The organism is Bacteroides cellulosilyticus (assembly GCF_020091405.1).
In the GTDB taxonomy this organism is placed as follows: domain Bacteria; phylum Bacteroidota; class Bacteroidia; order Bacteroidales; family Bacteroidaceae; genus Bacteroides.
On sequence record NZ_CP081903.1, the window covers coordinates 821,795 to 847,171 of the forward strand.

Below are 25,377 nucleotides of genomic sequence, written 5' to 3' on the forward strand. Positions count from 1 at the left end.
CGAGACAATAGAATCTACCACCATAAAAACAAGATATTATGAATTTGAAAAGAATAATCATTGCCATAACGGTTGTTTTAATCGGTACAGGCAATATAAACGCACAAGATATGAAAACAGAAGTTCCAAAAATTAGTGACTTCCCGGTAGGGGAAGAGAATACTGGCTACGCACAGTATTTCACAGGTAAATCCTGGCTGGCACCTTTGACTACCAGCAAAGAATTAAATGTACCGATGTCCAACGTTACGTTTGAGCCCGGTTGCCGCAATAACTGGCACAGCCACACAGGCGGGCAACTACTGATTGCCGTAGGTGGTGTAGGCTATTATCAGGAACGCGGAAAGGCTGCACGCCGCCTGTTGCCCGGCGATGTAGTAGAAATAGCTCCCAACATAGAACATTGGCACGGTGCCGCACCCGATAGTTGGTTCTCACACCTTGCCATAGCGTGCAATCCGCAAACGAATCAGAATACCTGGCTTGAGGTGGTGAATGATGAAGAATATGCGGAAGCTGTAAAAGACAGAAGCAGTAAGAATGGAAAGGATAAGAATAGAATTGAATTATGCAAAGAGAACTACACCCAACTATTCGGTGGAGAAGCTTTGACCGGAGAAGGTACAGATCCGGAAATGATGGATATACTTCAGAAATATATCTTTGGAGAAGTGTTTCGCACAGGTGATCTGGATATGAAAACCCGTGAGATGATTACTTGCGTATCATTAGCCGCCATGCAGCAACTGCCACAGCTTAAAAGTCATGCCGGAGCTGCACTAAACGTAGGGGTAACTCCTATAGAACTGCGCGAGGCCATCTATCAGTGCGCTCCCATTATCGGTTTCCCTAAAGTATTGAATGCATTGGGCACAATAAACTCCACATTTACGGAAAGAGGTATCAAATTACCTTTGGAAAAACAGGAAACAGTGACAGAAGAAAATCGTTTTGAAAAAGGCCTTGCTATTCAAAAGCCGCTTTACGGAGAGGTTATGAAGGAATTCCTGAAAGATGTTCCGGGCGGCATGGGAACCGACGTAGCACGTTTCCTGACGGAAGTTCATTTCGGAGATTTCCAAACCCGGAGCGGACTGAATCCCCAAACGCGTGAATTATTGACCTTCTGCGTACTGACTGTAATTGGTGCAGAACCCCAACTTCAATCACATCTTCAAGCCAATCTGAAAGTAGGGAACAGTAAGGAAACGCTGACTGCCGCTGTCATACAATGTATGCCTTATATCGGTTTTCCGGCTGCAATAAAGGTACTGGATATTATCAAAGAAGCATAATACTTTCTTCCATCTTTATTGACACAACCGTTTTAGCAAATCTTCATGATCCGGGTAAAGTTTCGATAAACGATCGAACGTACCCAACTCAAAATCATCGAAGGTAAAACCGGGAGCAACGGCACAACTGACCAATGCATATCCGAAATGCGAAGGCAATTCAGCAGCAAACCAACATCCGGGTTCAATGGCAACCTGCTGTTCGCCCGAAAAGTCAGCAGTCATCAAGTGAGTAACTAATCTACCATCGGGATGGATCACATGTAGCATCAGGGGATATCCCGCATGGTAGTACCACACCTCGGGAGAAGTCAGTCTGTGAAAAGCTGATTTATCCTCATTTTCCAACAGGTAATAAATGGAGGTCATGGCTGATTTATCGTTATCAATCAGTTTTTCGGAACGAAATATTTCTTTGTAGTATCCACCTTCAGGATGGCGACTCATATTCAGATGATTTATCCAGTCAATTGCTTTCATACCTATATTATTATTAATCAATCCCGCTCTTCCGTGATAAACATCATAGAAAAGCGGGATTTCTTTTATTTAGAATCTCTTAAAGTCCACTGAAGTCAACTCCTTCAAACACTAATGAAGGAACCAGCCAGCTACGATCCGTACGAGCATCATTACCGATAGCCGCCAACGAGTTCCACAACGTCAGGAAGTTTCCGGTAACATTCATTTCATTGACAGGTTGCGTCAATTTACCGTTCTCTATGAGGAATCCTTCGATGCCGTAAGAGAAGTCACCTGTGTTGCTATTGCTGTTACCACCATTCAAACCGGTAACAAGGATACCATTCGCCACATCAGCAATCAAACCATTAAGATCTTTATCACCCGGAGTAAGTACCAGACGTGACGGACCGCTAATAGTAGGAGCTACACCCATCTTCTTAGCATTATAGGTATCAAAGAAGTAAGTCTTCAACACACCATTCTCAAAGATCGGACGATGTTCCGTTGCCACACCTTCGTTGTCGAAATAACGTGAACCATTGGCACCTATCACGTGCGGATCATCCATTACAGTCAACTTATCCGAGAATACTTTCTGATCCAGTTTATCAATCAGGAAAGAGTTCTTTTGCTGCAAAGAGGAGCCGTAAAGAGCACTCAATACAGGACTCAACATACGTCCCGAATTTATCGGATCAACCACCATTGTATATTTACCAGACTTAGCTTTCTTCTGTCCCAATTTACGCAAGACACGTTCCAGTGCTACTGAACCGATATCCGTTTTAGGCAATTTATCATAGAACAGGGAGCTTCCATACCAATAATCAGACGGACGGGCTTCACCTTCACCCTTAATGGCTACACTGGCAGAAACTGAATACCAGGTTGATTTGGATTCACCTTCAAAACCATTACTCATCAGACGGTAAGAAGCATTCTCACCATCACTGTATGAGGTCTCTACTGAGATGATACGGTCATTCTTACCCATAACTTCTCCAGCGGCAGCACGGGCCAAAGCTACTTTATCATCCGGATTGATACCAAAGATCTTATCATCGAACATCTGCAAATCGGGTTTCCCACCTGTATAATAGCGGGCAGGATCTGCCAATACACGGAATTCATCCGGAGCCAGATAACGGGTAGACTCGATACCATTCTTGATAAATGTTTCAAGTTCTTTCTTATCCAGACGGTTGGTAGAATAATTACCGTAACGTCCGTCTACGTATACGCTGATTCCCATGCCACTCTCAGAAGCCTGTTGCAGACGATCCATCTTAGCATCACGCAATTCAAAAGAAGTGTTTGAATTGGCATACAATACAACTTTGGCTGCCTGGCAACCATTCTTCAAAGCGAAATCCATCGCCCATTGAGCCAGTTTTTTATTATTATCTGTTATCATCAGTTTTCTCCTCCTACAGTTAATTTACTTACTAAAGCCGAAGGCATACCACAGGTCACCGGACAAGACTGTCCGTCCTTACCGCATGTCCACGTACCGTTATCGATCTGATCATTGCTTGCCACCATCGTGATGTCTGCCAATGCTTTGGGTCCATTACCGATAATGTTGATATCTTTGATAGGCTGCGTCAGCTTACCGTCTTCAATCATATAACCGAATTTTACGAAGAACGTAAAGTCACCTGCACCAATCTGCACCTGTCCGTTAGTGAATTGTTGTGCATAAATACCATTCTTTACAGTAGAGATGATATCTTCTTCCTTCATATCTCCGGCTTCCATATACGTGGCACGCATACGAGGAATAGGAACATTACGGAAAGTATCGCGACGTCCGTTTCCGGTAGGAGCCACACCGTAATGTTTAGAACTGATACGGTCGTGCAGATAACTGGTCAATATGCCATCCTTCACGATATAAGTCTTCTGTCCTTCTATACCTTCATCATCGAAGTTTACAGAACCACGATTGAAAGGAATCGTACCGTCATCTACCACACTGATATGTTCATTACATACTTTCTTGTTCAATTGATCAGCAAAGATAGAAACATTCTTACGGTTGAAATCAGCTTCAAACGCATGTCCGATAGCTTCGTGCAACAAGATACCCGAACCGCCGGATGCCATCACCACAGGGAGTTCACCACCTTTAGGCTTAATGGCTTTAAACATGATTGCTGTATTGTCTACAACTTCGCGAGCTATCACTTCGATAATATCATCCGTCATAAACTCAAATCCTTTACGATAGGAACGAGTGGCGTAGTTATTTTCCATACGTCCGTTCTCTTCCATAATACAGAAAGCCATATAGGATACCATCGGACGGTAATCATAGTAAGTCACACCTTCTGAATTACAGAACAATACATGTGTTGTGTTGTCGCTCAAAGAAGCCTGCACCTTACGTACACGATTGTCCAACGCAAAGACTTTATCATTCAGTTTTTGCAGATAAGGCATTTTCTCTTTCAAGCTCACTTCTTCCCAAGGAGTAACTACAGAATAACGATCTCTTTCAATCGTCTTCTCCTTAAATGCGACAGGCTTTCCAGCCTTACCGGAAGAAGCAATACGGGCAGCCGTACGTGCGGCACGCAACATTTCTTCCAACGTCACACCTTCCACATAAGCATAACCGCTTTGGTCACCGGCTAATACACGTACACCCATACCGAAGTCAATATTTGAACTGCAATTGTTCACTTTACCGTCCATCAGGGCTACAGCATTATTAAAAGAGTGTTCAAAATAAAGGTCCGCATAATCCCCACCTTTTTCAAGTGCAGCTGTCAATACCTTCTTCAGGTCTGCCTCCGTTACACCGAAATGCTTCATAGCCGCAGCTACAGCAGATTTGTTATCCGTGCCTCCCAAAGCTCCCCGTACCGTATCAGGTAAGGCAAGCGACGGAGCAGCCAGCGAACCTAATACCGCCAGACTACCCATCCGTAAGAAATTCCGTCTATCCATCTTTTTATTCTTTAAGATTGCTAATAATCAAGTTATATTCTTTATATAAAATATGTTTTCAGTATATAAGACGCAATTTAATATCATTTTGTCACAACTGAAACTAATTTTCTTTCGTCAACAGGCTTTCTAATTCTTCCGCATTCAAGCGCAAATGGAATTGTCCCTTATGAGCTACGGAAATGGAACCGGTCTCTTCGGAAACGATAATAGCCAATGCATCGGATTCCTGAGAGATACCCATCGCCGCACGATGTCGCAGTCCCAGTTCCTTCGGTATGTCCAAATTGTGCGATACCGGCAAAATACATCCCGCTGCCTTAATACGCCCCTTACTGATAATCATTGCACCATCATGCAAAGGGCTGTTCTTGAAAAAGATATTCTCTATCAGACGCTGGTTGATATCAGCATTGATAACTTCGCCCGTGCGCACCACATCGTCCAACGGGAAATTATGCTCAATCACAATCAAAGCTCCTACTTTCTGTTTACCCATGCTGATACATGCCATGACCACCGGCATGATTTCATCATGCTGCATATTCTCCTTCTTATTCCCGGTGAAGAAGCGTACCAATGCACTGGCATGCTGATGTGAACCAAGCGTCAGTAAGAAACGCCGTATCTCATCCTGAAAAAGGATGATAAGTGCTACCACACCCACGCTCACCAACTTGTCAAAGATGGAACCGAGCAACTTCATCTCCAATACCTGCGACACTACCAACCAGATCAATATGAATATCAGGATACCCGTAAACACATTGATGGAACCGGAAGCTTTCATCAGCTTATACGTATAGTAAAGCAGAAATGCAACCAGCAAAACGTCGATAATATCTTTTACTCCAATATCAAAAAACACAATAGTTTAAGATTTATGATTTATAATTTATGAGCCAAGTGACCTTCCTCTGTCACTTATCACTCCATCACCTTATCACCATTCCTTCTCATCGCCTCCACAATCTTCACCGTTTCCACAGCTTCTCGTACATCATGCACCCGGAGAATATCAGCACCCTTCAGCAGACAAATCGTATCGAGTACTGTTGTTCCGTTCAATGCGTCCTGTGGAGTATTCCCCAACAGACGATAAATCATCGACTTACGGGAAACACCTACCAATAAAGGCAACTCAAAAATACGAAACTCTTCGAGATGCGCCAGAAGCTCATAGTTATGTTCCACCGTCTTACCGAAGCCAAAACCGGGATCAAGAATAATATCCTTCATACCCATGTCACGTAATTGCTGCACCTTCTGCGCAAAATACAAGAAGACCTCTTTCAAAAGATTGTCATAGTGCGGATGTTGCTGCATATTCTGCGGGGTTCCCTGCATGTGCATCATGATATAAGGTACATTCAGTTCGGCCACTGTACGAAACATATCCGCATCCATCTCTCCGGCAGCAATATCATTGATGATTGCCACTCCATATTCTTCCACACACATCCGTGCCACATCCGCCCTGAAAGTATCGACAGAAATAACTGCTCCGGGTTGTGTCCTACGCAAGATTTCCAATCCCATACGCAAACGTTCCATTTCTTCATGAGGAGAAACATTCTCCGCATTCGGCCGGGAAGAATATGCACCGATATCTATAATTCCGGCACCTTCATCCAAGATCTGCTGTGCCCGTGCAGTTATCTCAGCCTCAGTCTGCATACGTGAACCGGCATAGAAAGAATCAGGAGTAATATTTAATATTCCCATGACGCAGGGAACGGACAGGTCGAGCAAAGAACCGTTGACGTTAATATATTTAGAGGATAATATTTCCATGGATAATCCTTTTTCGTTTATACTTTGCAAATGTAACCAAAAAAGATTATCGTAAATACATTAAATACAAAAAAACAAGTTAACTTTGCTCAGGATTAACAACCAATAGATAGAAGTAGTAAACTATGGAAGCATGCAGAACGACTGGGCTGGTCTCTCTTTTCCTACTACTTTTCTGGTTGCTTATTCCCGGACATATTCACGGGCAACAGACAAGCGAACAAGAAAAGTATCATGTTGACAGTACATTATTTGTATATTATCAACATTGTAAGGCAGAAATAAAATCTCCTTCTGTCATGCAGATGCTTGATACGTTATTCCTTATGGCCAAAGAAAAAGGAGATTTACGTATGCAGGCAGTCGCCATATCCAGCAAAACAGATCATTTCTATTTTGGTCCGTCCTTTGAAGGCCAAGAGGACAGCCTGATATTGTATACCAACACCATCAAAGACTTTGCCCGGAAAACCAATCAACCTCAATATTATTATTTTGCCTGGGCCAACCGTCTCATAACTTACTATACCAAACAGAAGAAATTAAACCTGGCCCTCTATGAAGCCAACAAGATGCAACAAGAATCGGAAAGTCGGGAAGAAATTGATGGCATGCAGAATTGCTACCAAGCACTGTTGCGCATCTATCAGAGTAAAGAACTCTACAAACAAGCCACTGTATATGCACAAAAACTGATAGATCTCACATTAAAATATAACCTGAATAAATATAATCTGGCAAACAAATATCTTGAATTAGGTAACTGCTACCTCCGTACCAACGAACCAGCAAAGGCCTGGGAGGCTCTTGAAGAAAGTAAATTGTATATTGGGAATGAACTAAACCAAGGAGCTTATCTATGCGGACTACTTCGTTATTATATTCACACCAAAGATATGGTCAAAGCCCGGGAAACACTAAAAGAAACCACACAACTTTTCAGCAAGAATACCGAACTGCGTATTAAGCGTGCTACTAATCTACTAGAAATTGAAACCAATTATTACATAGAAACCGGCGAATACGATAAAGCCCTGGGGGTATTCCAGCAAGCCTTTGAAAAGCTGAGCCAAAATGGATTTATCACCCCTACACTATACCGCAAACGTGGGTCTATCTATACTGCAAAAAAGGACTATCAGAAAGCAATTGAGAGTTATGAAAAAGCTTTTGAACTCAGTGATTCACTGAATAGTGCCCAGGAAGACATAGCTGTAGGAGAGTTCGCAACCATTTTGGGAATGGAACATCTTAATTTAGAAAACAAGGAGTTAATACAGAAAAATCAGGAAATACAATTGGAAAAACGCCGGTATCTCATCATTCTACTATGTATCATAGTAGTGATCGTAGGTGTCATGTTCTTCCGCGAAACCCAACTGAATAAAGTTCTGCGGCGTGCCAAAGATGCAGAACAGAGCGCTAGTCGTATGAAAACGGAATTCATACAGAATATGAGCCATGAGATACGCACTCCACTCAATTCTATAGTAGGTTTTTCGCAAATACTCAGCTGCAAAATTTCTGAAGAAGACGAAGAATCGAAAGAATATACGACTATCATCGAGCAAGGCAGTAATCATTTGCTTCAATTGGTAGACAACGTATTGGAATTATCCAGTCTTGATAGCGGCACACCCATCCCCACCGATACTAAAGTAGAGATAAACGCACTGTGCCGTCAATGGGTGGAAAAGGCTAAAAGCTCACTCAAACCTGGAGTAGAGCTGGTTTACCAACCGGAACAGGACGAGCTCCACCTGTACACTAATCCCGGACGCCTCACTCAAGTGGTATCGCACTTGCTCCACAATTCAGCCCGATTCACCGAAAAAGGCAGCATCACACTCAGTTGGCATATCAATCCTAAGCAACGGTCATTGGTGATTTCCGTAACAGACACCGGAATCGGCATCCCCCAGGACAAGCAGGACTTTGTATTCGAACGTTTTGCCAAAATAGATACATTCTCCACAGGAACCGGACTGGGATTAGCACTTGGGCGCCTCATCATGGAAAAAATGGACGGTAGTCTGGTGCTCGATGATAAATATACCGAAGGATGCAGCTTCGTATTAACTTTACCCATAAAATGACATGAACAAAACACCGTAAAGTCTTTTAGTTTCAAAAAAGATAAATTAACTTTGCAGCAAGCGCATTAAGAATCAATTAATGAACACAAGAAGGACATCCCGGCATATCCTTACCGTTTTGCTCTGCCTCACCACATTATGCAGCCTCCCCATGCGAGCGCAGCAAAGAGACACGCAGAAAGAATACAATGTAGATAGCACATTATATGTTTACTATCTGCATTGCAAAGCAGAAGTGAGCTCTCCTACCGTAATACAAATGTCCGATACTCTTTTCCGCATGGCAGGCGAAAAAGGCGACCAGCGTATGCAAGCAGTAGCCTTGTGTAATAAACTGGACTTCTATTATTATCAAAACAAGCAATTGGACAGCATCACCCATTATGTAAATATAGTAAAAGACTTTGCCAGAAAGACCAATCAGCCTAAATACTACTACTTCGCATGGAGCAAACGGCTCATCAACTACTACATCAAACAGCATCAAAACAACATAGCGCTATACGAAGCAAACAAGATGATGCAGGAAGCGGAACAGGAAAAGTACATGGATGGAATTGCCAATGCCTACAACGTACTAAGCAGCATTTACCAGCTCAAAAGACTGTACAGCCTGGCTATCGATAATAAAAAGAAAGAAATAGAAATCACACTGGAATACGACCTGGACAAATATAACTTATCCACCACCTATTCGATATTGGGAGGGCTTTATAGCCTGACAGGTGAAGCCGATAAAGCTATTGAATACCTCAATAAAAGCGCTACCTGCATTTATAGCAGTACACAGGAATTCTATTATTATGTCCGCCTCGCCCAATATTATCTTTTAATCGAAGATAATGCCCAGGCATGGGAATACCTGAAAAAAGCCAAAGACTTATCCAACTCTAAAAAAGAAGTGCAGAAGAATCTGCAAGAATATGATGGAGTCCTGAAACAATACTATATAGCAACAAAACAATATGAAAAAGCTCTGGAAGTTCAGGACCACATCATCAGCGTATACCACCCTAATGACAAAAGTTTTATTGAGGACGTTCTCAACCGGGCTGCAATATACTATGAAATGGGAGATTTACCCCAAGCAGCCCGATATTATAATGAATACTACACTCTGAATGACTCTGCCCAAATAAGCAACGAAAATATTACGGCAGGAGAGTTTGCCGCCATGCTGGGTGTAGAGCGGCTGAACCTGGAAAAGAGCGAACTGCAGCAACAAATGCAGCAACGCGATTTGGCGAACAAGCAACGTATTATCATTTTCCTGATTGCATTACTAACTCTCGGTTTTATCATCTTTTACCGCGAGCACCTCCTCAATGGGCGGCTACGCATATCACAGAAGCAACTCAGCGAAAAAAACAATGAATTGCTCCGCTCGCAAGAAGAGCTGAAATACGCTAAAGAGCAAGCAGAAGACGGCAGCCGCATGAAGTCGGAATTCATTCAGAACATGAGCCACGAGATACGTACGCCACTAAACTCCATCGTAGGCTTCTCACAAATTCTCAGCAGTTACTTCAGCGATAGCGACGATACAAAAGAGTATGCCCATATTATCGAGCAGAACAGCACCAACCTTCTGCAACTCGTCAATGACGTGCTCGACCTTTCCTATCTGGATGGTGAGCGGGAGATACCTGCACAGACCATTGCAGATATTACAGGCGTCTGCCAAACCTGCATAGACCAGGTGCGCTTCAAACTAAAACCGGATGTGCAACTGATATTCACCCCCGAACGGGAGAACTTTACCATGCAAACAAATCCCGACCGCATTTCGCAGATATTAATGAATCTTCTGCAAAACGCGGCAAAGTTCACGCAAGAAGGCAGCATCACCCTCACCTACCATATCCGCGAAGAGGAGAAAATAATTCTGTTTAGTGTAACCGATACGGGTATCGGCATTCCGGCAGATAAGCAAGAAACTGTATTTGAGCGTTTCACCAAACTGGACTCGTTTGTTCCCGGCACAGGGTTGGGGTTATCCATCAGCCGCATGATTGCCGAAAAGATGGGAGGCACCCTTCTTGTAGACTCAACCTATACAGCCGGCTGCCGCTTTATCCTGACTTTACCGTTGAAGGAATAAAAAACATTTTCACCGTAAGCGTACCACCATTACGGAGAATATCTATCTTTGCAACGTTTTAGACAACAGAATATAACAACGTTTCAAAAAGAAGATAGTTATGGATATCACCACCCTTTACAAGATATATCTGGAATGCACCAGCGTGACAACCGACAGCCGCAACTGTCCTGAAGGTTCTTTATTCATTGCCCTGAAAGGCGATAATTTCAACGGAAATGCCTTTGCCGCCAAAGCATTGGAATCAGGAAGTGCATACGCAGTAGTAGACGAAGCCGAACACGCCCCGACAGGCGATTCACATTATATATTAGTAGACAATTGCCTGCATACGCTGCAACAACTTGCCAATTACCATCGCCGCCAACTGGGCACACGCCTCATCGGTATCACGGGCACCAATGGGAAAACCACCACCAAAGAACTAATGGCTGCCGTCCTGTTGCAGAAATATAATATACTTTATACACTGGGGAACTTGAATAACCACATCGGCGTCCCCCTCACCTTGCTGCGTCTGAAACCGGAACATGAACTCGGCATCATAGAAATGGGTGCCAGCCATCCGGGAGACATCAAAGAATTAGTAAATATAGCCGAACCGGATTATGGCATCATCACCAATGTAGGCAAGGCGCATCTGGAAGGTTTCGGTTCTTTCGAAGGAGTTATCAAGACCAAAGGCGAACTGTACGATTACCTCCGCGAGCGGAAAAACTCTACAGTCTTCATTCATCACGACAACGCATTTCTGAAAGAGATTGCCGGAGGATTAAACCTGATTTCTTACGGAAGCGAAGACGGGCTATACATCAGCGGGCACGTGACCGGCAATTCCCCTTATCTCACTTTTGAATGGAAAGCGGGCAAAGACGGTGAACACCATGAAGTGAAGACGCAACTGATTGGTGAATATAACTTCCCGAATGCGTTGGCTGCTATCACCATCGGTCGTTTCTTTGATGTGGAACCGGGAAAAATAGATATTGCTTTAGCTGAATATGCTCCACAGAATAATCGTTCGCAGTTGAAACAAACCGCAGATAATACGCTGATTATTGATGCATACAACGCCAACCCCACCAGCATGCAGGCTTCCATCAGCAACTTCCGTAATATGGAAGTTGAAAATAAAATGCTGATATTGGGAGATATGAGAGAATTGGGAAAGGATGGTCCGGAAGAACATCAGAAGATTGCAGACTTCCTGACAGAATGTGGTTTCAAGGATGTAATGCTGGTAGGAGACCAATTCGCTGCCGCGAAACATAACTTCCCGACTTATCCGGATGCCCCGGCGGTCATTGAAGTTTTACAGAAAAGCAAACCTCATGGAAAAACAATCCTTATCAAAGGATCGAACGGAATTAAACTGAGTACGGTGATTGATTATTTATAGTCAATCACCATTATTGTTTCTTCGCCATTCGCGGACGTAACACAAAGTATCCTATCAGCGAAGCAATCAGCGCTCCTGTTGTATTGGCTGCAAAGTCCAGCCAATCGCCTCCACGATAAGTAGTGCAGTATTCCTGCAACAATTCCACCATTCCACTAAATAATACCGGACAGACAAATGCTCCTACCCACGCATGCCACAATGGAGAATCTCCTTTTTGGTGCGCCCGCAGGAATTCCAGCCACAGCATACCGGACATCCCTAAATACATACAAATGTGTACGATTTTATCAATATTAGGAATATTGCTCAAATCGGTGGTAGGCGGTTTAAAGAACGACAAATAGATTACCGTCAGTATAATCAGTAATGATACCGGATATTTCTTAATATAGTATAGCATATCTCAATTTATGAACGATTTGTGCGCAAAAGTACAGAACATTTTCTATATTTGCATGTTCTAGTAGAGAATAATAACGAAATGAAAGAAAAATCTACTTTTTTATGACTAAAAATGACAGAGCCAATTTTGGGAGCAAATTAGGTGTCATACTTGCTTCGGCAGGTTCCGCGGTCGGTCTGGGTAACATCTGGCGGTTTCCCTACGAGACAGGTAATCACGGTGGTGCTGCGTTTATTCTCATCTACTTAGCATGTGTACTTATATTGGGAATTCCTATCATGGTATCCGAATTTCTCATCGGACGTCATTCACGCGCCAACACTGCCGGTGCTTATCAAAAACTGGCACCGGGTACGCACTGGCGTTGGGTAGGCCGTATGGGAGTATTGGCAGGTTTTCTGATCTTGAGCTACTATTCCGTAGTGGCCGGCTGGACACTGGAATTCATAGGTGAAGCTGTTACCGATAACTTTGCCGGAAAAACGGCAGCCGATTATATTAATACATTTAATTCATTCTCTTCTAATCCCTGGCGTCCGGTTATTTGGCTGATACTCTTTCTTCTCGCCACCCACTTCATCATCGTAAAAGGGGTGGAAAAAGGCATCGAAAAGTCTGCTAAGATTATGATGCCGATGCTATTTATTCTGTTAATCATACTGGCAGGCTGTTCCATTGCATTACCAGGCTCCGGTGCCGGTCTGGAGTTTCTTCTGAAGCCGGAATGGGATAAGGTAACTACCAACGTATTCCTGAGTGCCATGGGACAGGCCTTCTTCTCCCTGAGTCTGGGAATGGGATGCCTTTGCACCTATGCATCGTATTTCAAAAAAGACACGAATCTGACTAAAACTGCTTTCAGCGTTAGTATTATCGATACATTTGTAGCTATATTGGCAGGACTTATCATCTTTCCTGCTGCATTCTCGGTGGGCATTCAGCCGGATGCCGGTCCGAGTCTTATCTTCATTACACTACCCAATGTATTCCAACAGGCATTTAGCGGAGTACCTTTATTAGCTTATATATTTTCAGTCATGTTTTATATTCTTCTGGCAGTTGCAGCACTGACTTCCACCATCTCTATGCACGAAGTGGTAACGGCTTATCTGCACGAGGAATTCCACCTGAGTCGGAAACGCGCGGCAAGCTTCGTAACGGGCGGTTGTATGTTTTTGGGAACCTTATGTTCTCTTTCATTGGGAGTAGGTAAAGGATATACTCTGTTCGGCTTGAATTTATTCGACATGTTCGACTTTGTCACAGCTAAGATCATGTTGCCGTTAGGTGGTCTGTGCATTTCCATCTTTACCGGCTGGTATCTGAATAAAAAGATTGTCTGGGAAGAAGTCAGCAACAACGGAACACTGAAAGTAACGTTCTACAAATTGCTGATTTTCATATTGAAGTTTATAGCTCCGATAGCAATTTCACTCATCTTTATTAAGGAATTGGGATTCTTGAAATTGTAGGAGATGCAGAATCTATTTAAAGATTTCTTTTACTTTACCCGGGGAGAAAAGCGAGGTATCCTGATGCTCATAGCGACTATCTGTATCGTCTTTCTCGCCGGGTATCTTATATCCGCCTGGCAACGAAGAGATCAAATCTCCCCGAATGACAGGGCTATACAAGCTACCGCCCAACAGGAATATGAAGAATTCATAGCCTCACTGGAAGAAAAAGAGCAATCCGATGAAAAACAATATACGAGTTATAAGCAAAAGAAAGAAGAAAGCATTCCCATCATCCTGGCTTCTTTCAATCCCAATACAGCTGACTCCATAACATTCCGACACTTAGGACTACCAGCATGGATGACAAAGAATATCCTGCACTATCGGGCAAAGGGTGGCAAATTCCGTAAAACGGAAGATTTTAAAAAGATATATGGAATGACAGAAGATCAATACTTTGTTCTGTCACCTTACATACATATTCCACCGGAAGACACAGTACGTCATACACCACAACTGTATATTACAGAAACTGTACCAGTGGAAAATATAAAATATAAAACCGGCACTATTCTTGATCTTAATCGCGCCGACACCACCGAATTAAAAAAGATTCCGGGTATCGGAAGCGGCATTGCCCGCCTGATTGTGGGTTATCGGCAACGCCTTGGCGGATTCTACCAAATAGAACAATTAAAGGATATCAATCTGGATACTCGGCAACTGCAAGCATGGTTCAGTATCGACCCGACGAATGTTCACCGCATTAACCTGAACCGCACCGGTGTAGACAGATTGCGCTCCCACCCTTACATCAACTTCTATCAAGCTAAAGCCATTGTAGAATACCGCAAGAAAAAAGGCTCGCTAACAAGCCTTAAACCTTTCTCCCTTTACGAGGAATTTACAAAAGCTGATCTGGACAGAATCAGCCACTATATCTGCTTTGAATAAATAAAACAAGCAAGCTAATAAAAGAGATATGCGATCTTGGGACGAAATCGGCATTTGACTCAAATCGGTACAGAAAGGAATTATTTCACCACAGAGGACACAGAGAGCACAGAGGTTATAATTATCTCTGAATTAGAAGTCTAAAAACTCTGCGTTCTCTGTGTCCTCTGTGGTGAAAAGATTCATAACCGAAAAGGAATAAGAAAATTCTTCCCTCTGATGCAACTTTAATCTCCTCTTCTTCGTCTAATCAATACAAAACAACCCGAAACAGGACAGGCCATTCTGGAATTAGGAATTAAAATAAAAAAATCACAATGAAAAGATTATTAATAGCCATACTGATGGTCAGTATGGTACAGGAAGTATTTGCTCAAAAAATAGAGATAAAAGGTACTGTACGCAATGCAACAGACAATGAAGCCACAGAATTTGTAAACGTCGTACTGCAAACCACCGACTCCGTCTTTGTAAATGGTGTGTCTACCAACAATCACGGAAGTTTCATTTTCAATAAAGTAGAAGCTGGCAATTACCGATTGGTTCTTTCCAGTGTTGGATACAACACACAATACATCACATTGAACGGAGTAAAACGTAACACAGATCTGGGAGATATTCTTCTGGAAGATGCCTCAGTAGCCCTGGAGGGTGTAACCATCAATGGTTCCAGTCAAATCAGCCGTCCCGACCGGAAACTGGTATTCCCTTCCGAACGCCAGATGAAAGTCTCCACCAATGGAGTCAATCTGTTACAAGAACTGATGCTCCCACGTATCCAAGTCAATCCGATGAATAATGAGATCGGAATATCCGGTGGAGGTGAATTGCAAATACGTATCAACGGAGCCAAGGCAGATATCAATGAGATAAAAGCTCTGCGCCCCGCCGATATCATCCGTATAGAATATCATGACAATCCCGGACTACGTTATGGCAATGCGGAAATCGTACTCGATTACATCGTTCGCCGCCCCGATACGGGAGGAAGCTTCGGCACCGATCTCAGTCAAGGTGTCAATGCAATGTGGGGAAACTACAACGTATTCGGTAAAGTCAATCATAAAAAATCAGAGTTCGGTCTTTCTTACTACATGGGGCCTCGCGATTTCTACGGTATGTATCGGGATAATGAAGAAACATTCCGCTTAGCAGATGGAAATACCATTCAGCGCGTAGAAAAGGGAGAGCCCAGCCATGCCATGTTATTCATGCAAAATCTGAATGTCAGTTACAGTCTTCAGGCATCCAAAAATTCTCTCTTCAGTGCCACCTTCCGCCTGCGTGGAAATAATCAGCCCAATTGGGATTACCAGGGAGTGCTCTATAATGTGAATGATGAGACAGATATGGTAAATATGATAGACCGCACCAAGAACAGCTGGACTCGCCCCTCTTTAGATCTCTACTATCAGCAAAACCTAAAAAATAAGCAGACGTTGGTATTCAATCTGGTAGGAACTTACAACCGGGAGAAGTCGCACCGTATCTATCAGGAAAGCCTACACAACGAAATATTGACTGACATTAACAACAATGTATTGGGTGACAAATACTCCATAATCGGAGAAGCCATTTACGAAAAGCAGTTCTCAAAAGGAAACGCATTGAGTTTTGGCTTACAGCACACCCAGTCCTATTCTAACAACGAATACAGAAACGGACATAATTATGATACCCGGATGAACCAGGGAAACAGTTACATATTCAGTGAATACCGTGGAAAGATTCATAAACTGGATTATAGATTAGGAGTCAGCCTGACACGTTTCTACTACAACCAAAGTGGTAATGACAAACCTTCTGAAAAGTACAATGTGAATCCGAAAGCTACATTACATTATACCTTCTCGGAGAATTCATATCTCCGCTGGAAAGCTGAAGTTTTTAACACCACTCCTTCATTGAGTGACCTAAGCGCCATAGAACAAACGGTAGACTCTTTCCAAATACGTCGTGGCAACCCAAATCTGAAATCGTATATGTGCTATCGCACGGAACTGACTTATGAGTGGAAGAAAGGCATTTTCTACAGTAATCTATGGGGTGCATATGATTACCGTCCCAATGCCATTATGGATGAGAAACGGCAGGAAGGCAATAAAATTGTACAAACATGGGACAATCAGAAAGACTGGCAGAAACTGTCCGGACGACTGATGCTCCGGGTAGGTCCGATATGGGACATGTTGCAACTCTCTTTTACCGGTGGAGTGAATCATTATATGAGTAACGGAAACAATTACTCCCACACTTATACCAACTGGTATTACGAAGGACAGGCTTCTTTCAACTACAAGCGTTTCTCCCTGTTCTGGCAGATTAATACCAACTGGAATAACTTTTGGGGAGAAACCTTGTCGGGAGGAGAAAACATCCAGATATTAGGTCTATATTATAAATATAAAGATCTCCGTTTGGGCGTAGGTGCTTTCAACCCATTCACTGATAATTATAAAGTAGAGAATGAGAATTGGAATCAATTTGCCTCGTACAAGACTAAAAGCTATATTAAGGAAAGCTCACGTATGTTTCTAGTCAGCTTATCCTACAATTTTTCTTTTGGGCGTAAGTTCAAAGCAACACAAAGAAAAGTAAACAATAGCGATAATGAATCAGGAGTAATGAGTACGGGGAAATAAGATCAAACTATTTCCCCGTCAACCATGTGCACCGTACGGTCCGTAATCTGTGCCAGTCCTTCATCGTGAGTGACAATAACAAATGTTTGTCCAAAACGATTGCGAAGATCGAAGAAAAGCTGATGCAATTCTTCCTTATTATGAGTATCCAGGCTACCCGAAGGTTCGTCAGCCAGTATCACAGCCGGATGATTAATAAGAGCACGGGCTACGGCCACACGTTGTTTTTCCCCACCTGAAAGTTCATTGGGCTTATGCCCGGCACGATCAGTCAGTCCCATAAACTCCAACAATTCCAGCGCAGATGCAGTAGCCTCTTTCTGCCCCACACCGGCAATAAATGCAGGTATCATCACGTTTTCCAATGCCGTGAATTCTGGTAAAAGCTGGTGAAACTGAAAGACAAACCCGATATGTTTGTTACGGAAAGCCGACAGTTCCTTCTCCTTCATACGGCTGACCAAAGTACCGTCGATCGTTATCGTTCCGCTATCAGGGGCATCCAAGGTTCCCATAATCTGAAGCAAAGTAGTCTTTCCCGCTCCACTCGGACCAACAATACTAACGATCTCGCTCTTATCTATGTTCAAATCGATTCCCCGCAGAACTTGCAGGCTACCGAAACTCTTGGTTATTCCTTGTAATTGTATCATACTTATTTTAATGAAGAATGAAGAACTAAAAATGAAGAATAACCTTTCAGCACACTTTTACAGCGCAGCCAAATTCTTCATTTTTAATTCTTCATTTTATTTATAATCTCTTCAACACATATTCCGCCAGATAACATCCGAATACCGCCGGCATATAGCTAACAGTTCCACACGTCGATTTCTTATTCATTTCATCCTCAGTCAGCAGTACCGCTTTCGGATCTGCCTGCTCCGTACTGAACACTACCGGCAGTTTACGCTTAATTCCCATTTTTTGGAGTCGTTTTCTGACTGCTTTGCTCAGCCCGCAATGATAAGTATCCCATATATCGGCAAAACGAACCTGAGTTATATCACTCTTTGCACCGGCTCCCATGCTGGAGACTATCTTAATATGTCGCTTCATGGCCTCTGCAATCAAATGACATTTTGGGGACAATGTATCAATAGCATCCACTACAAAATCATAGGAGGCCGCGTCCAGCAGTTCAGGAATATTTTCATCTTTCAGAAATACGGGCAATACAGTCAGTTCAATCTCCGGATTAATGTCCCGGAAGCGTTTCTCCAGAATTTCCGCCTTACTCATCCCCAGCGTAGAATGCAAAGCCGGAAGCTGACGGTTCAAATTCGTTGGTTGCACCGTATCTGCATCCACAATCGTCATACGCCCTACTCCCGCGCGACAAATCATTTCCGCCGCATACGCTCCTACTCCACCCAGGCCTACTACAAGCACATGCGCCTGCCGTAGCCGTTCCATCTTTTCATCACCCAACAAGAGTTGTGTTCTTTGCCGCCAATCTTCCATTCTCACTTTATCCCCCTATCACTTATCACTCTTTCTAAACCATTTATAGAACCATTTACCTACCTTTTCATAATGCTGATCCTCATTATTGCCACGCGGGTTAGAGAATGACAACATATCTTGAGGCTCACCCAATTGATCCGGATACAGCACTATCAAACTATTATTGGCAAAATACTTTCCTAATTGCGCGGGAAGTCTCTCAAATGCAGGATCATAAGAGATAGAACCACGACGAGCACTGATAATCACGAGTAAATGATCATAATTCACCTGCCCGGTCAGCAACAGCAAATCTCCCCAATCGTCCAAACGAGAAAAATCAGTCATGGTGGAGCTAAATCTTTTCTTCACCAGAATTTGCAAAAGCGTAGTTGTTTCTTCGTTAGCGAAGAAATGCACCCGGCACCCCAATGTATTTCCCATACGGCAGAAGTGTTCCACCCATTTCTGGAAACCGGCTTCATATTCCGCTTTGGGCGGAACGGCAATATTAATTCTCCGTAAAGTATTAATCGGCATCAGGAACTTAGCAATCATTACTTCCCGATGCAAGCCTTTCAGCAAATTCTCAGCCAGCATGCCAAAGAAAGAGTCTACAATAGTTACCTTACGGTGCAGACCGATCACTACATCCGTCACTCCATGCTCCTTAGCCGTGTGTATAATACCCGAAGCAATATTCAAGTCATAACGGCTAATCAGCTTTAACGGAACATCCGCTGAAGCCGTTATCATCGCCGCTTTCTCCAGATAACGTTTTCCACGGAGTTCCAGAGTTTCCGATGCATTATTATCATTAATTACGTTCAGTGCCAACAGATTATCCCTCTGCTTCGGGTCACGTATCACCAATGACAGATTTACCAAGTCTTCAATCGTATCCGGATTTGCAACCGGTATCAAAATCTTCTCTAGTTCTGCCGGACGCTTTTCATCCTCCAAATGAGCCTCATCAATAGCTATTTTACGGGCAGCGCGTTCAGTAATAAACGAACTCACCACGCAAGTCACAAGGATAAGCAACACAGTACCGTTCAGCACATCATCATTCAGCAATCTTTCACCATTGGGCAAGATAATATTATATCCGACCAAGACGGCAGCCAGTGTTGCAGCAGCCTGGGCATTACTTAAACCGTACATCAATTCCCGCTCAATGGCTCCCATCTTATAGATTTTCTGTGTCAACCAGCAGGCAATCCATTTACCGGTCAAAGCAACCGCTATCATTACTCCTGCCACCTTCAGAGCATCACCATGACCAAAAATCACATGTATATCAATCATCATTCCCACACCAATCAGGAAGTAAGGAATGAAAAGCGCATTACCTACAAATTCCAAATGATTCATTAACGGGGAAACATGGGGGATCAACCGGTTCAACACCAACCCCGCAAGGAATGCGCCAAGGATACCCTCCATTCCTACAAATTCCATCAACCCTGCCCCCAGGAATACCATGGCAAGCACAAAGATGAACTGCATTACATTATCATCGTACCTACGGAAGAACCAACGACCGATACGGGGGAAAAAATACATGATCAATCCGCCAAGGAAAACGACTTTGACCACCAGCCATACCCAAAACAATCCACCGGATTCTCCCTTAAACATACCACCTACTACGGCCAGCACCAACAGCGTAAGTGTATCAGTCACCGCTGTACCACCTACGGCAATACTGACACTTCGATGTCGGGATACACCATATCGGATAACAATGGGATATGCTACCAGAGTATGTGAAGCATACATACTTGCCAACAGGACTGAAGTGATCAAACTATACTTCAAGAAGGTCATGTTCACCACCAGACCGATCATGATTGGAATAATAAAAGCTAATAATCCCAGCATTACGGCCTTTCCCCGATTCTGCTTGAAATCCGCCATATTCATTTCCAGACCAGCCAGAAACATTATATAGTATAAACCCACTTTACCAAACAGTTCAAAACTACTATCCCGCGCCAGAATATTAAATCCATGCTCACCAATTACCAATCCCGCCAATATCATACCGATGATATGTGGAATACGCAATCTATTCAACAAAATGGGAGCAAACAATATGATAAGCAATACAAGGAGGAATATCCATGTAGGATCAGTAATCGGAAGTTTCAGACTGAAGTCAAATAAGTCCATGGGCTTCAAGTTTTAGGTTTTACGTTGCAAAATAACAAAAAAGTTTTCATTTTATACGTTGTCATACAGCAAATTGTTATAAATTTGCAGCCAATTCTATCGTTTTTAAGCATAGAAGAACATTTTTATAAACTTAATTAAAAAACAAAAGAAAATGAAAGTAGCTATTGTTGGAGCAAGCGGAGCCGTGGGACAGGAGTTCCTGCGTGTGCTCGATGAAAGAAATTTCCCGTTGGATGAGTTAGTGTTGTTCGGTTCTAAACGCAGTGCCGGAACAAAATACACATTCCGCGGTAAACAGATCGAGGTAAAACTCTTGCAACACAACGATGACTTTAAAGGGGTTGATATCGCTTTCACTTCCGCAGGCGCTGGTACCTCTAAAGAGTATGCCGAGACCATCACCAAACATGGTGCCGTGATGATCGATAACTCCAGTGCTTTCCGTATGGATAATGACATACCTTTGGTAGTTCCCGAGGTAAATGCTGCCGACGCAAAAGATCGTCCACGCGGTATCATCGCCAACCCTAACTGTACCACTATACAGATGGTAGTGGCACTGAAAGCCATCGAACAGCTTTCTCACATAAAGACTGTACACGTTTCTACGTATCAGGCTGCCAGCGGTGCAGGTGCTGCCGCTATGGATGAATTGTACACACAGTACCGCCAGGTGTTAGCAGGCGAATCCGTTACTGTTGAAAAGTTTGCATACCAGTTGGCATTCAACCTCATTCCTCAGATTGATGTATTTACTGATAACGGATACACCAAAGAAGAAATGAAGATGTTCCACGAAACCCGCAAGATCATGCATTCTGACATTAAAGTAAGTGCAACTTGCGTACGCGTTCCAGCTCTTCGTTCTCACTCTGAAAGTATTTGGGTAGAAACAGAACGTCCTATTTCAGTGGAAGAAGCTCGTGAAGCCTTTGCCAAAGGCGACGGCTTGGTATTGCAGGATAACCCTGCCGAAAAGGAATATCCAATGCCTTTGTTCCTTGCAGGCAAAGACCCCGTTTATGTAGGTCGTATCCGTAAGGATCTGGCTAATGAAAACGGTCTGACTTTCTGGATTGTGGGTGACCAGATCAAGAAAGGTGCTGCACTGAACGCTGTACAGATTGCAGAATATTTGGTAAAAGAGAATGCTCTCTAAGCGTTACCGATAAAGATATAGCCATTAAAGAAATGGTAATTAATGAAGAAGAGGCTGTCTCGAATGTGAGATAGCCTCTTCTTTCATATTACAATATAAAGAAAAATTCAACTTTCATGGAACAATACACATTCCTTTATAGCTTTTTCGATAAGCTTCTTCGCAGCAGGCCTGCACCCTGGGAAGAAAGATGTATCAAAAACTCCTTTCTTTGAAGTTTTACGCCAATTCCCGGTGATACGGCCTTGATGGAGAATTACAGATTGAAATATACCAAAATTATTATAAGCATACTTCGTATGCGATTCCTTTATACAGTCTAAACGATTTTTGTAACTTACCAGGTATTCATCAAACGGTGGAAGGAGCTGGAAGACATTTCTTTCATCAATATCCACCTCTCCTACAAGCCCGGGCGAAGAAGCATGTATCAGCATTTCACGGTCGTTATACCGCTCTGTTATCATTTCAGTGCCAAGTGAAGCGATGGCATTACGCGCTTCGCCTATACTCAATGCAGACCACCAAACGAAATCTTCCAGTGTGGCCGGACCGTGGCTCCTAAAATACCGCCGTGTAAGTTCTGCAAGGGCCTCCTCATGGGAGAGCTCGATGGCATCCGGAATTCTTTCACAGGTCAGTGCATAGGTATGCTTTCCGTTCTTCTCAATGCCGCTGCACACGGTACCGTCTGCCTCGCCAAAGCTCAGATACATTTTCACGATGGGTTCGTCGAGCGCGATACCCTTCGAGTGTAGTTGTTCAAGAACTTCCAGGCTCGTCAGGTGTTGTCCGCTCAACACTTTTTCTATCTGGGGCTTACTGCGGAGGAAATCTTCTTCAGTCAGACTGAAATGCTTGGCATAAAAACGAAATTTAGACAACAGACCTTTAGTGGATAACCCCGTCATCCATTTGATGTCTCTGCCGGGAATGTAATGCCACGTGGGACGCATCACATGAAGACGCAAAATCCGCCCCGTATCCAGTGCCTCCTGCACAGCCGTCAGCGAGGGGTTTGCAATGCGTAACCCTACAGCCCACTTCGCCGCCCTGATGTCCTGTGCCTGCATGGCACCCATCCATTCAACAACTTCCTCCGGCTTTTCAAACCGTGGTCCTGCAATCCCCTGTGACAACATTCTTAGTTTAAGCATAGTTCAAATGATAAAATTATTATTTCAGTATCGGACAGCTTTTTACAAAGATAGAGAATATTTTGTGATATCCAACAACGTCCTATATCCCAATAAGAAAGAGGTTGAATTCTAAATAAATAGAATACAACCTCCTTTAGTTACGCCATGAACAATCTCACCTTATTTCCAGAACGGATTCTGCTCCATATTCGTATTCAAAGTCAGCTGAGTTGTAGGTATCGGATAGAAATAATGCTTAGCCTCGTAAGTACGCGGTTGGTTAAGAGTGTTAGAACCAATCATATATCCATCACTATTCACATCGACTTCCGGATTCTCCACATTCTTCATGTTAGCTCCAAGATAGATCGTAGGATTCTTGGAAGAATCAAGTAAATCAAGCTTATGCCAACGAATCAAGTCCCAATAACGTGTCCAATTATCGCACATCAACTCGCAACGACGGCAACGACGGATTTCCCATATTAAATTACTAACACCCATATTGTTGGCAGGATCAGCCTCCGGCTGAGTAGTCATACCGGGCAGACCGGCACGTTCCTGCAATTTATTGATGGAATTATCAAGATCAGCTTGTGTCAATGTTCCAAGCTCTGCCTTGGCTTCAGCAAAGTTCAGATAAACAACAGACAGCCAGAAAAGCGGACAGTCCGTATATTGCTTGTTGATGCTGTTACGATCACTTACGCTCAATTCAGTCGTATTATCATATTTAGCTATACCGTAACCGGTAGTAGAAGTAAATCCGGCAACCCCGGCACGGCTATAGGCACTACCTTTGAAACATAATACCGGGTCAACAGTGACCGCCAATCGCTTGTCGCGAACAGCAAGAACAGACTCAAGATTGTACTTCCCATTTGCATCTTTTACCGCGGCATCATTAGTATCCATTGTAGTAGTTGCTTTGGGCTTACCGTCAAGGAACAAATAACTGTCGAAAGCATTTTTAGTCATACCACTAGTACCACTTGTATTTACAGTATAGTCAATGGTAGAATGCATAAAAGTATTCTGTGAATAAGGCTTGTAAAAGATCATTTCAGGATTAGAACTGAGCGACACAGAATTGTAGTTTCCCTGATAGCTCGGATTCAATGAATATCCTTTAGCCATCAATGCCTCACAAGCAGATACACATTCACGCAGATACTTCTCGGCACGAGTGTTGTCAGCAGCCTTGCCGGCATTGTCATTTGCATTGCGATACTTACAGTAGGTACCTTCGTACAATGTGATGTCAGCTTTCATAGCCAAAGCCATGTCAGCACTGAAACGTTGCTTGTTAGTTCCCGTAATTGTAGTCGTAGCATAATTGAGATCTTCAAGGACATTGTCCATTACAATATCGCGATCCGTACGTGGTCCGTAAACCACGTCTTTATCCGCCGGGTCTACAACCGTAGTTATCCACTGTACATCACCATACATGCGCACCAATTGATAATATTCCCATGCCCGGTTTAAGCGTGCCAGACCTTCATAATTAGCTTTAACAGCTTCATCAAGAGAAGATGTTTTCAACCCTTCGATAATATAATTGGCACGACGGATTTCGGTGAAAGGGTCAGACCAATTTGTAGAAGTAGCCACAACACTTGTGTAAGTCCAGACTGTTGACTGATAATCCACTTGGTCATCACTCAGTGTCTTAAAATAGAACCAGCCACCACCACTGCCGTTTCCATAACCCGAATAGTTGTTATAGAACGTATTGCATTGATTATCAAGATTACTTGTATTACTCCAATATGCGGGAGTATTGGTAAAGGCATCCAAAGGTGCTTTGTCGAGAAAGTCATTACAACTTGTCAAGGCCATCAGTGCCATTGTTCCGTATATGAATAGCTTTTTCATCATTCTTATTGTTTAA

General features: G+C 43.2%; 19 protein-coding genes. 8 read left to right on the top strand and 11 right to left on the bottom strand.

The genetic code is table 11. The features are described from left to right. The first annotated feature begins 38 nt into the window (after window positions 1-38). Window positions 39-1,295 carry a cupin domain-containing carboxymuconolactone decarboxylase family protein gene (locus K6V21_RS02940; protein ID WP_224320808.1) on the top strand — a complete coding sequence of 419 codons (1,257 nt, stop codon included), beginning with the start codon at window positions 39-41 and terminating at the stop codon, window positions 1,293-1,295. Between the two features lie 15 nt (window positions 1,296-1,310). Here K6V21_RS02940 and K6V21_RS02945 read toward each other — a convergent pair whose 3' ends face one another. The 5 genes from K6V21_RS02945 to folP all read right to left on the bottom strand — a co-directional run bounded on the left by K6V21_RS02945 (window position 1,311) and on the right by folP (window position 6,506). After that, complete coding sequence (locus K6V21_RS02945) at window positions 1,311-1,775, bottom strand: cupin domain-containing protein (RefSeq protein ID WP_007217031.1); 465 nt, start codon at window positions 1,773-1,775, stop codon at window positions 1,311-1,313. Window positions 1,776-1,854: 79 nt separating this feature from the next. Continuing rightward, a complete protein-coding gene (locus K6V21_RS02950; protein WP_224320809.1) occupies window positions 1,855-3,174 on the bottom strand; it encodes a TldD/PmbA family protein in 1,320 nt (439 codons plus the stop codon). Next, window positions 3,174-4,712, bottom strand: coding sequence for a TldD/PmbA family protein (locus tag K6V21_RS02955; RefSeq protein ID WP_007217029.1), 1,539 nt, complete (start codon window positions 4,710-4,712; stop codon window positions 3,174-3,176). The genes K6V21_RS02950 and K6V21_RS02955 overlap by 1 nt, the downstream gene beginning before the upstream one ends. A 103-nt stretch (window positions 4,713-4,815) precedes the next feature. Next, window positions 4,816-5,580, bottom strand: a complete 765-nt coding sequence (cdaA, locus tag K6V21_RS02960) for a diadenylate cyclase CdaA (RefSeq protein ID WP_007217028.1) — start codon at window positions 5,578-5,580, stop codon at window positions 4,816-4,818. A gap of 59 nt (window positions 5,581-5,639) precedes the next feature. Further along, the gene (gene folP / locus K6V21_RS02965; protein WP_217712474.1) at window positions 5,640-6,506 is read right to left on the bottom strand and encodes a dihydropteroate synthase; all 867 of its coding nucleotides are present in this window, start codon (window positions 6,504-6,506) and stop codon (window positions 5,640-5,642) included. Window positions 6,507-6,631: 125 nt separating this feature from the next. Between folP and K6V21_RS02970 the strand changes: the two genes are divergently transcribed. The 3 genes from K6V21_RS02970 (at window position 6,632) to K6V21_RS02980 (ending at window position 12,102) form a co-directional block, all read left to right on the top strand. After that, window positions 6,632-8,602 (top strand): sensor histidine kinase, encoded by a 1,971-nt coding sequence (locus K6V21_RS02970; RefSeq protein ID WP_224320810.1) that lies wholly within the window; start codon window positions 6,632-6,634, stop codon window positions 8,600-8,602. 79 nt (window positions 8,603-8,681) lie between these two features. After that, window positions 8,682-10,703: a sensor histidine kinase gene (locus K6V21_RS02975; protein ID WP_217712476.1), complete on the top strand. Its 2,022-nt coding sequence runs from the start codon at window positions 8,682-8,684 to the stop codon at window positions 10,701-10,703. 100 nt (window positions 10,704-10,803) lie between these two features. After that, window positions 10,804-12,102, top strand: coding sequence for a UDP-N-acetylmuramoyl-tripeptide--D-alanyl-D-alanine ligase (locus K6V21_RS02980; protein ID WP_217712477.1), 1,299 nt, complete (start codon window positions 10,804-10,806; stop codon window positions 12,100-12,102). A gap of 10 nt (window positions 12,103-12,112) precedes the next feature. Here K6V21_RS02980 and K6V21_RS02985 read toward each other — a convergent pair whose 3' ends face one another. Further along, window positions 12,113-12,505, bottom strand: a complete 393-nt coding sequence (locus K6V21_RS02985) for a VanZ family protein (RefSeq protein ID WP_217712478.1) — start codon at window positions 12,503-12,505, stop codon at window positions 12,113-12,115. A gap of 104 nt (window positions 12,506-12,609) precedes the next feature. On the opposite strand from K6V21_RS02985, the gene K6V21_RS02990 reads away from it, so the two are divergent. From K6V21_RS02990 to K6V21_RS03000, 3 genes are all read left to right on the top strand, one after another. Then, window positions 12,610-13,980: a sodium-dependent transporter gene (locus K6V21_RS02990; RefSeq protein ID WP_007217022.1), complete on the top strand. Its 1,371-nt coding sequence runs from the start codon at window positions 12,610-12,612 to the stop codon at window positions 13,978-13,980. A gap of 3 nt (window positions 13,981-13,983) precedes the next feature. After that, window positions 13,984-14,919 carry a helix-hairpin-helix domain-containing protein gene (locus K6V21_RS02995; RefSeq protein WP_224320811.1) on the top strand — a complete coding sequence of 312 codons (936 nt, stop codon included), beginning with the start codon at window positions 13,984-13,986 and terminating at the stop codon, window positions 14,917-14,919. 317 nt (window positions 14,920-15,236) lie between these two features. Next, window positions 15,237-17,561: a TonB-dependent receptor gene (locus K6V21_RS03000; protein ID WP_224320812.1), complete on the top strand. Its 2,325-nt coding sequence runs from the start codon at window positions 15,237-15,239 to the stop codon at window positions 17,559-17,561. A 2-nt stretch (window positions 17,562-17,563) separates the two neighbouring features. Here the strand turns inward: K6V21_RS03000 and K6V21_RS03005 are convergent, their stop codons facing one another. From K6V21_RS03005 to K6V21_RS03015, 3 genes are all read right to left on the bottom strand, one after another. After that, window positions 17,564-18,214 carry an ABC transporter ATP-binding protein gene (locus K6V21_RS03005; protein WP_224320813.1) on the bottom strand — a complete coding sequence of 217 codons (651 nt, stop codon included), beginning with the start codon at window positions 18,212-18,214 and terminating at the stop codon, window positions 17,564-17,566. 100 nt (window positions 18,215-18,314) lie between these two features. After that, window positions 18,315-19,025: a ThiF family adenylyltransferase gene (locus K6V21_RS03010; RefSeq protein WP_007217018.1), complete on the bottom strand. Its 711-nt coding sequence runs from the start codon at window positions 19,023-19,025 to the stop codon at window positions 18,315-18,317. Window positions 19,026-19,043: 18 nt separating this feature from the next. Beyond that, complete coding sequence (locus tag K6V21_RS03015) at window positions 19,044-21,182, bottom strand: cation:proton antiporter (protein ID WP_007217017.1); 2,139 nt, start codon at window positions 21,180-21,182, stop codon at window positions 19,044-19,046. A gap of 154 nt (window positions 21,183-21,336) precedes the next feature. On the opposite strand from K6V21_RS03015, the gene K6V21_RS03020 reads away from it, so the two are divergent. After that, window positions 21,337-22,344, top strand: coding sequence for an aspartate-semialdehyde dehydrogenase (locus tag K6V21_RS03020; protein ID WP_007217016.1), 1,008 nt, complete (start codon window positions 21,337-21,339; stop codon window positions 22,342-22,344). A gap of 107 nt (window positions 22,345-22,451) precedes the next feature. Here K6V21_RS03020 and K6V21_RS03025 read toward each other — a convergent pair whose 3' ends face one another. Both K6V21_RS03025 and K6V21_RS03030 read right to left on the bottom strand, forming a co-directional pair. After that, the gene (locus tag K6V21_RS03025; protein ID WP_224320814.1) at window positions 22,452-23,501 is read right to left on the bottom strand and encodes a winged helix DNA-binding domain-containing protein; all 1,050 of its coding nucleotides are present in this window, start codon (window positions 23,499-23,501) and stop codon (window positions 22,452-22,454) included. A gap of 162 nt (window positions 23,502-23,663) precedes the next feature. Next, window positions 23,664-25,361 (bottom strand): RagB/SusD family nutrient uptake outer membrane protein, encoded by a 1,698-nt coding sequence (locus K6V21_RS03030; protein ID WP_007217014.1) that lies wholly within the window; start codon window positions 25,359-25,361, stop codon window positions 23,664-23,666. Window positions 25,362-25,377 lie beyond the last annotated feature (16 nt).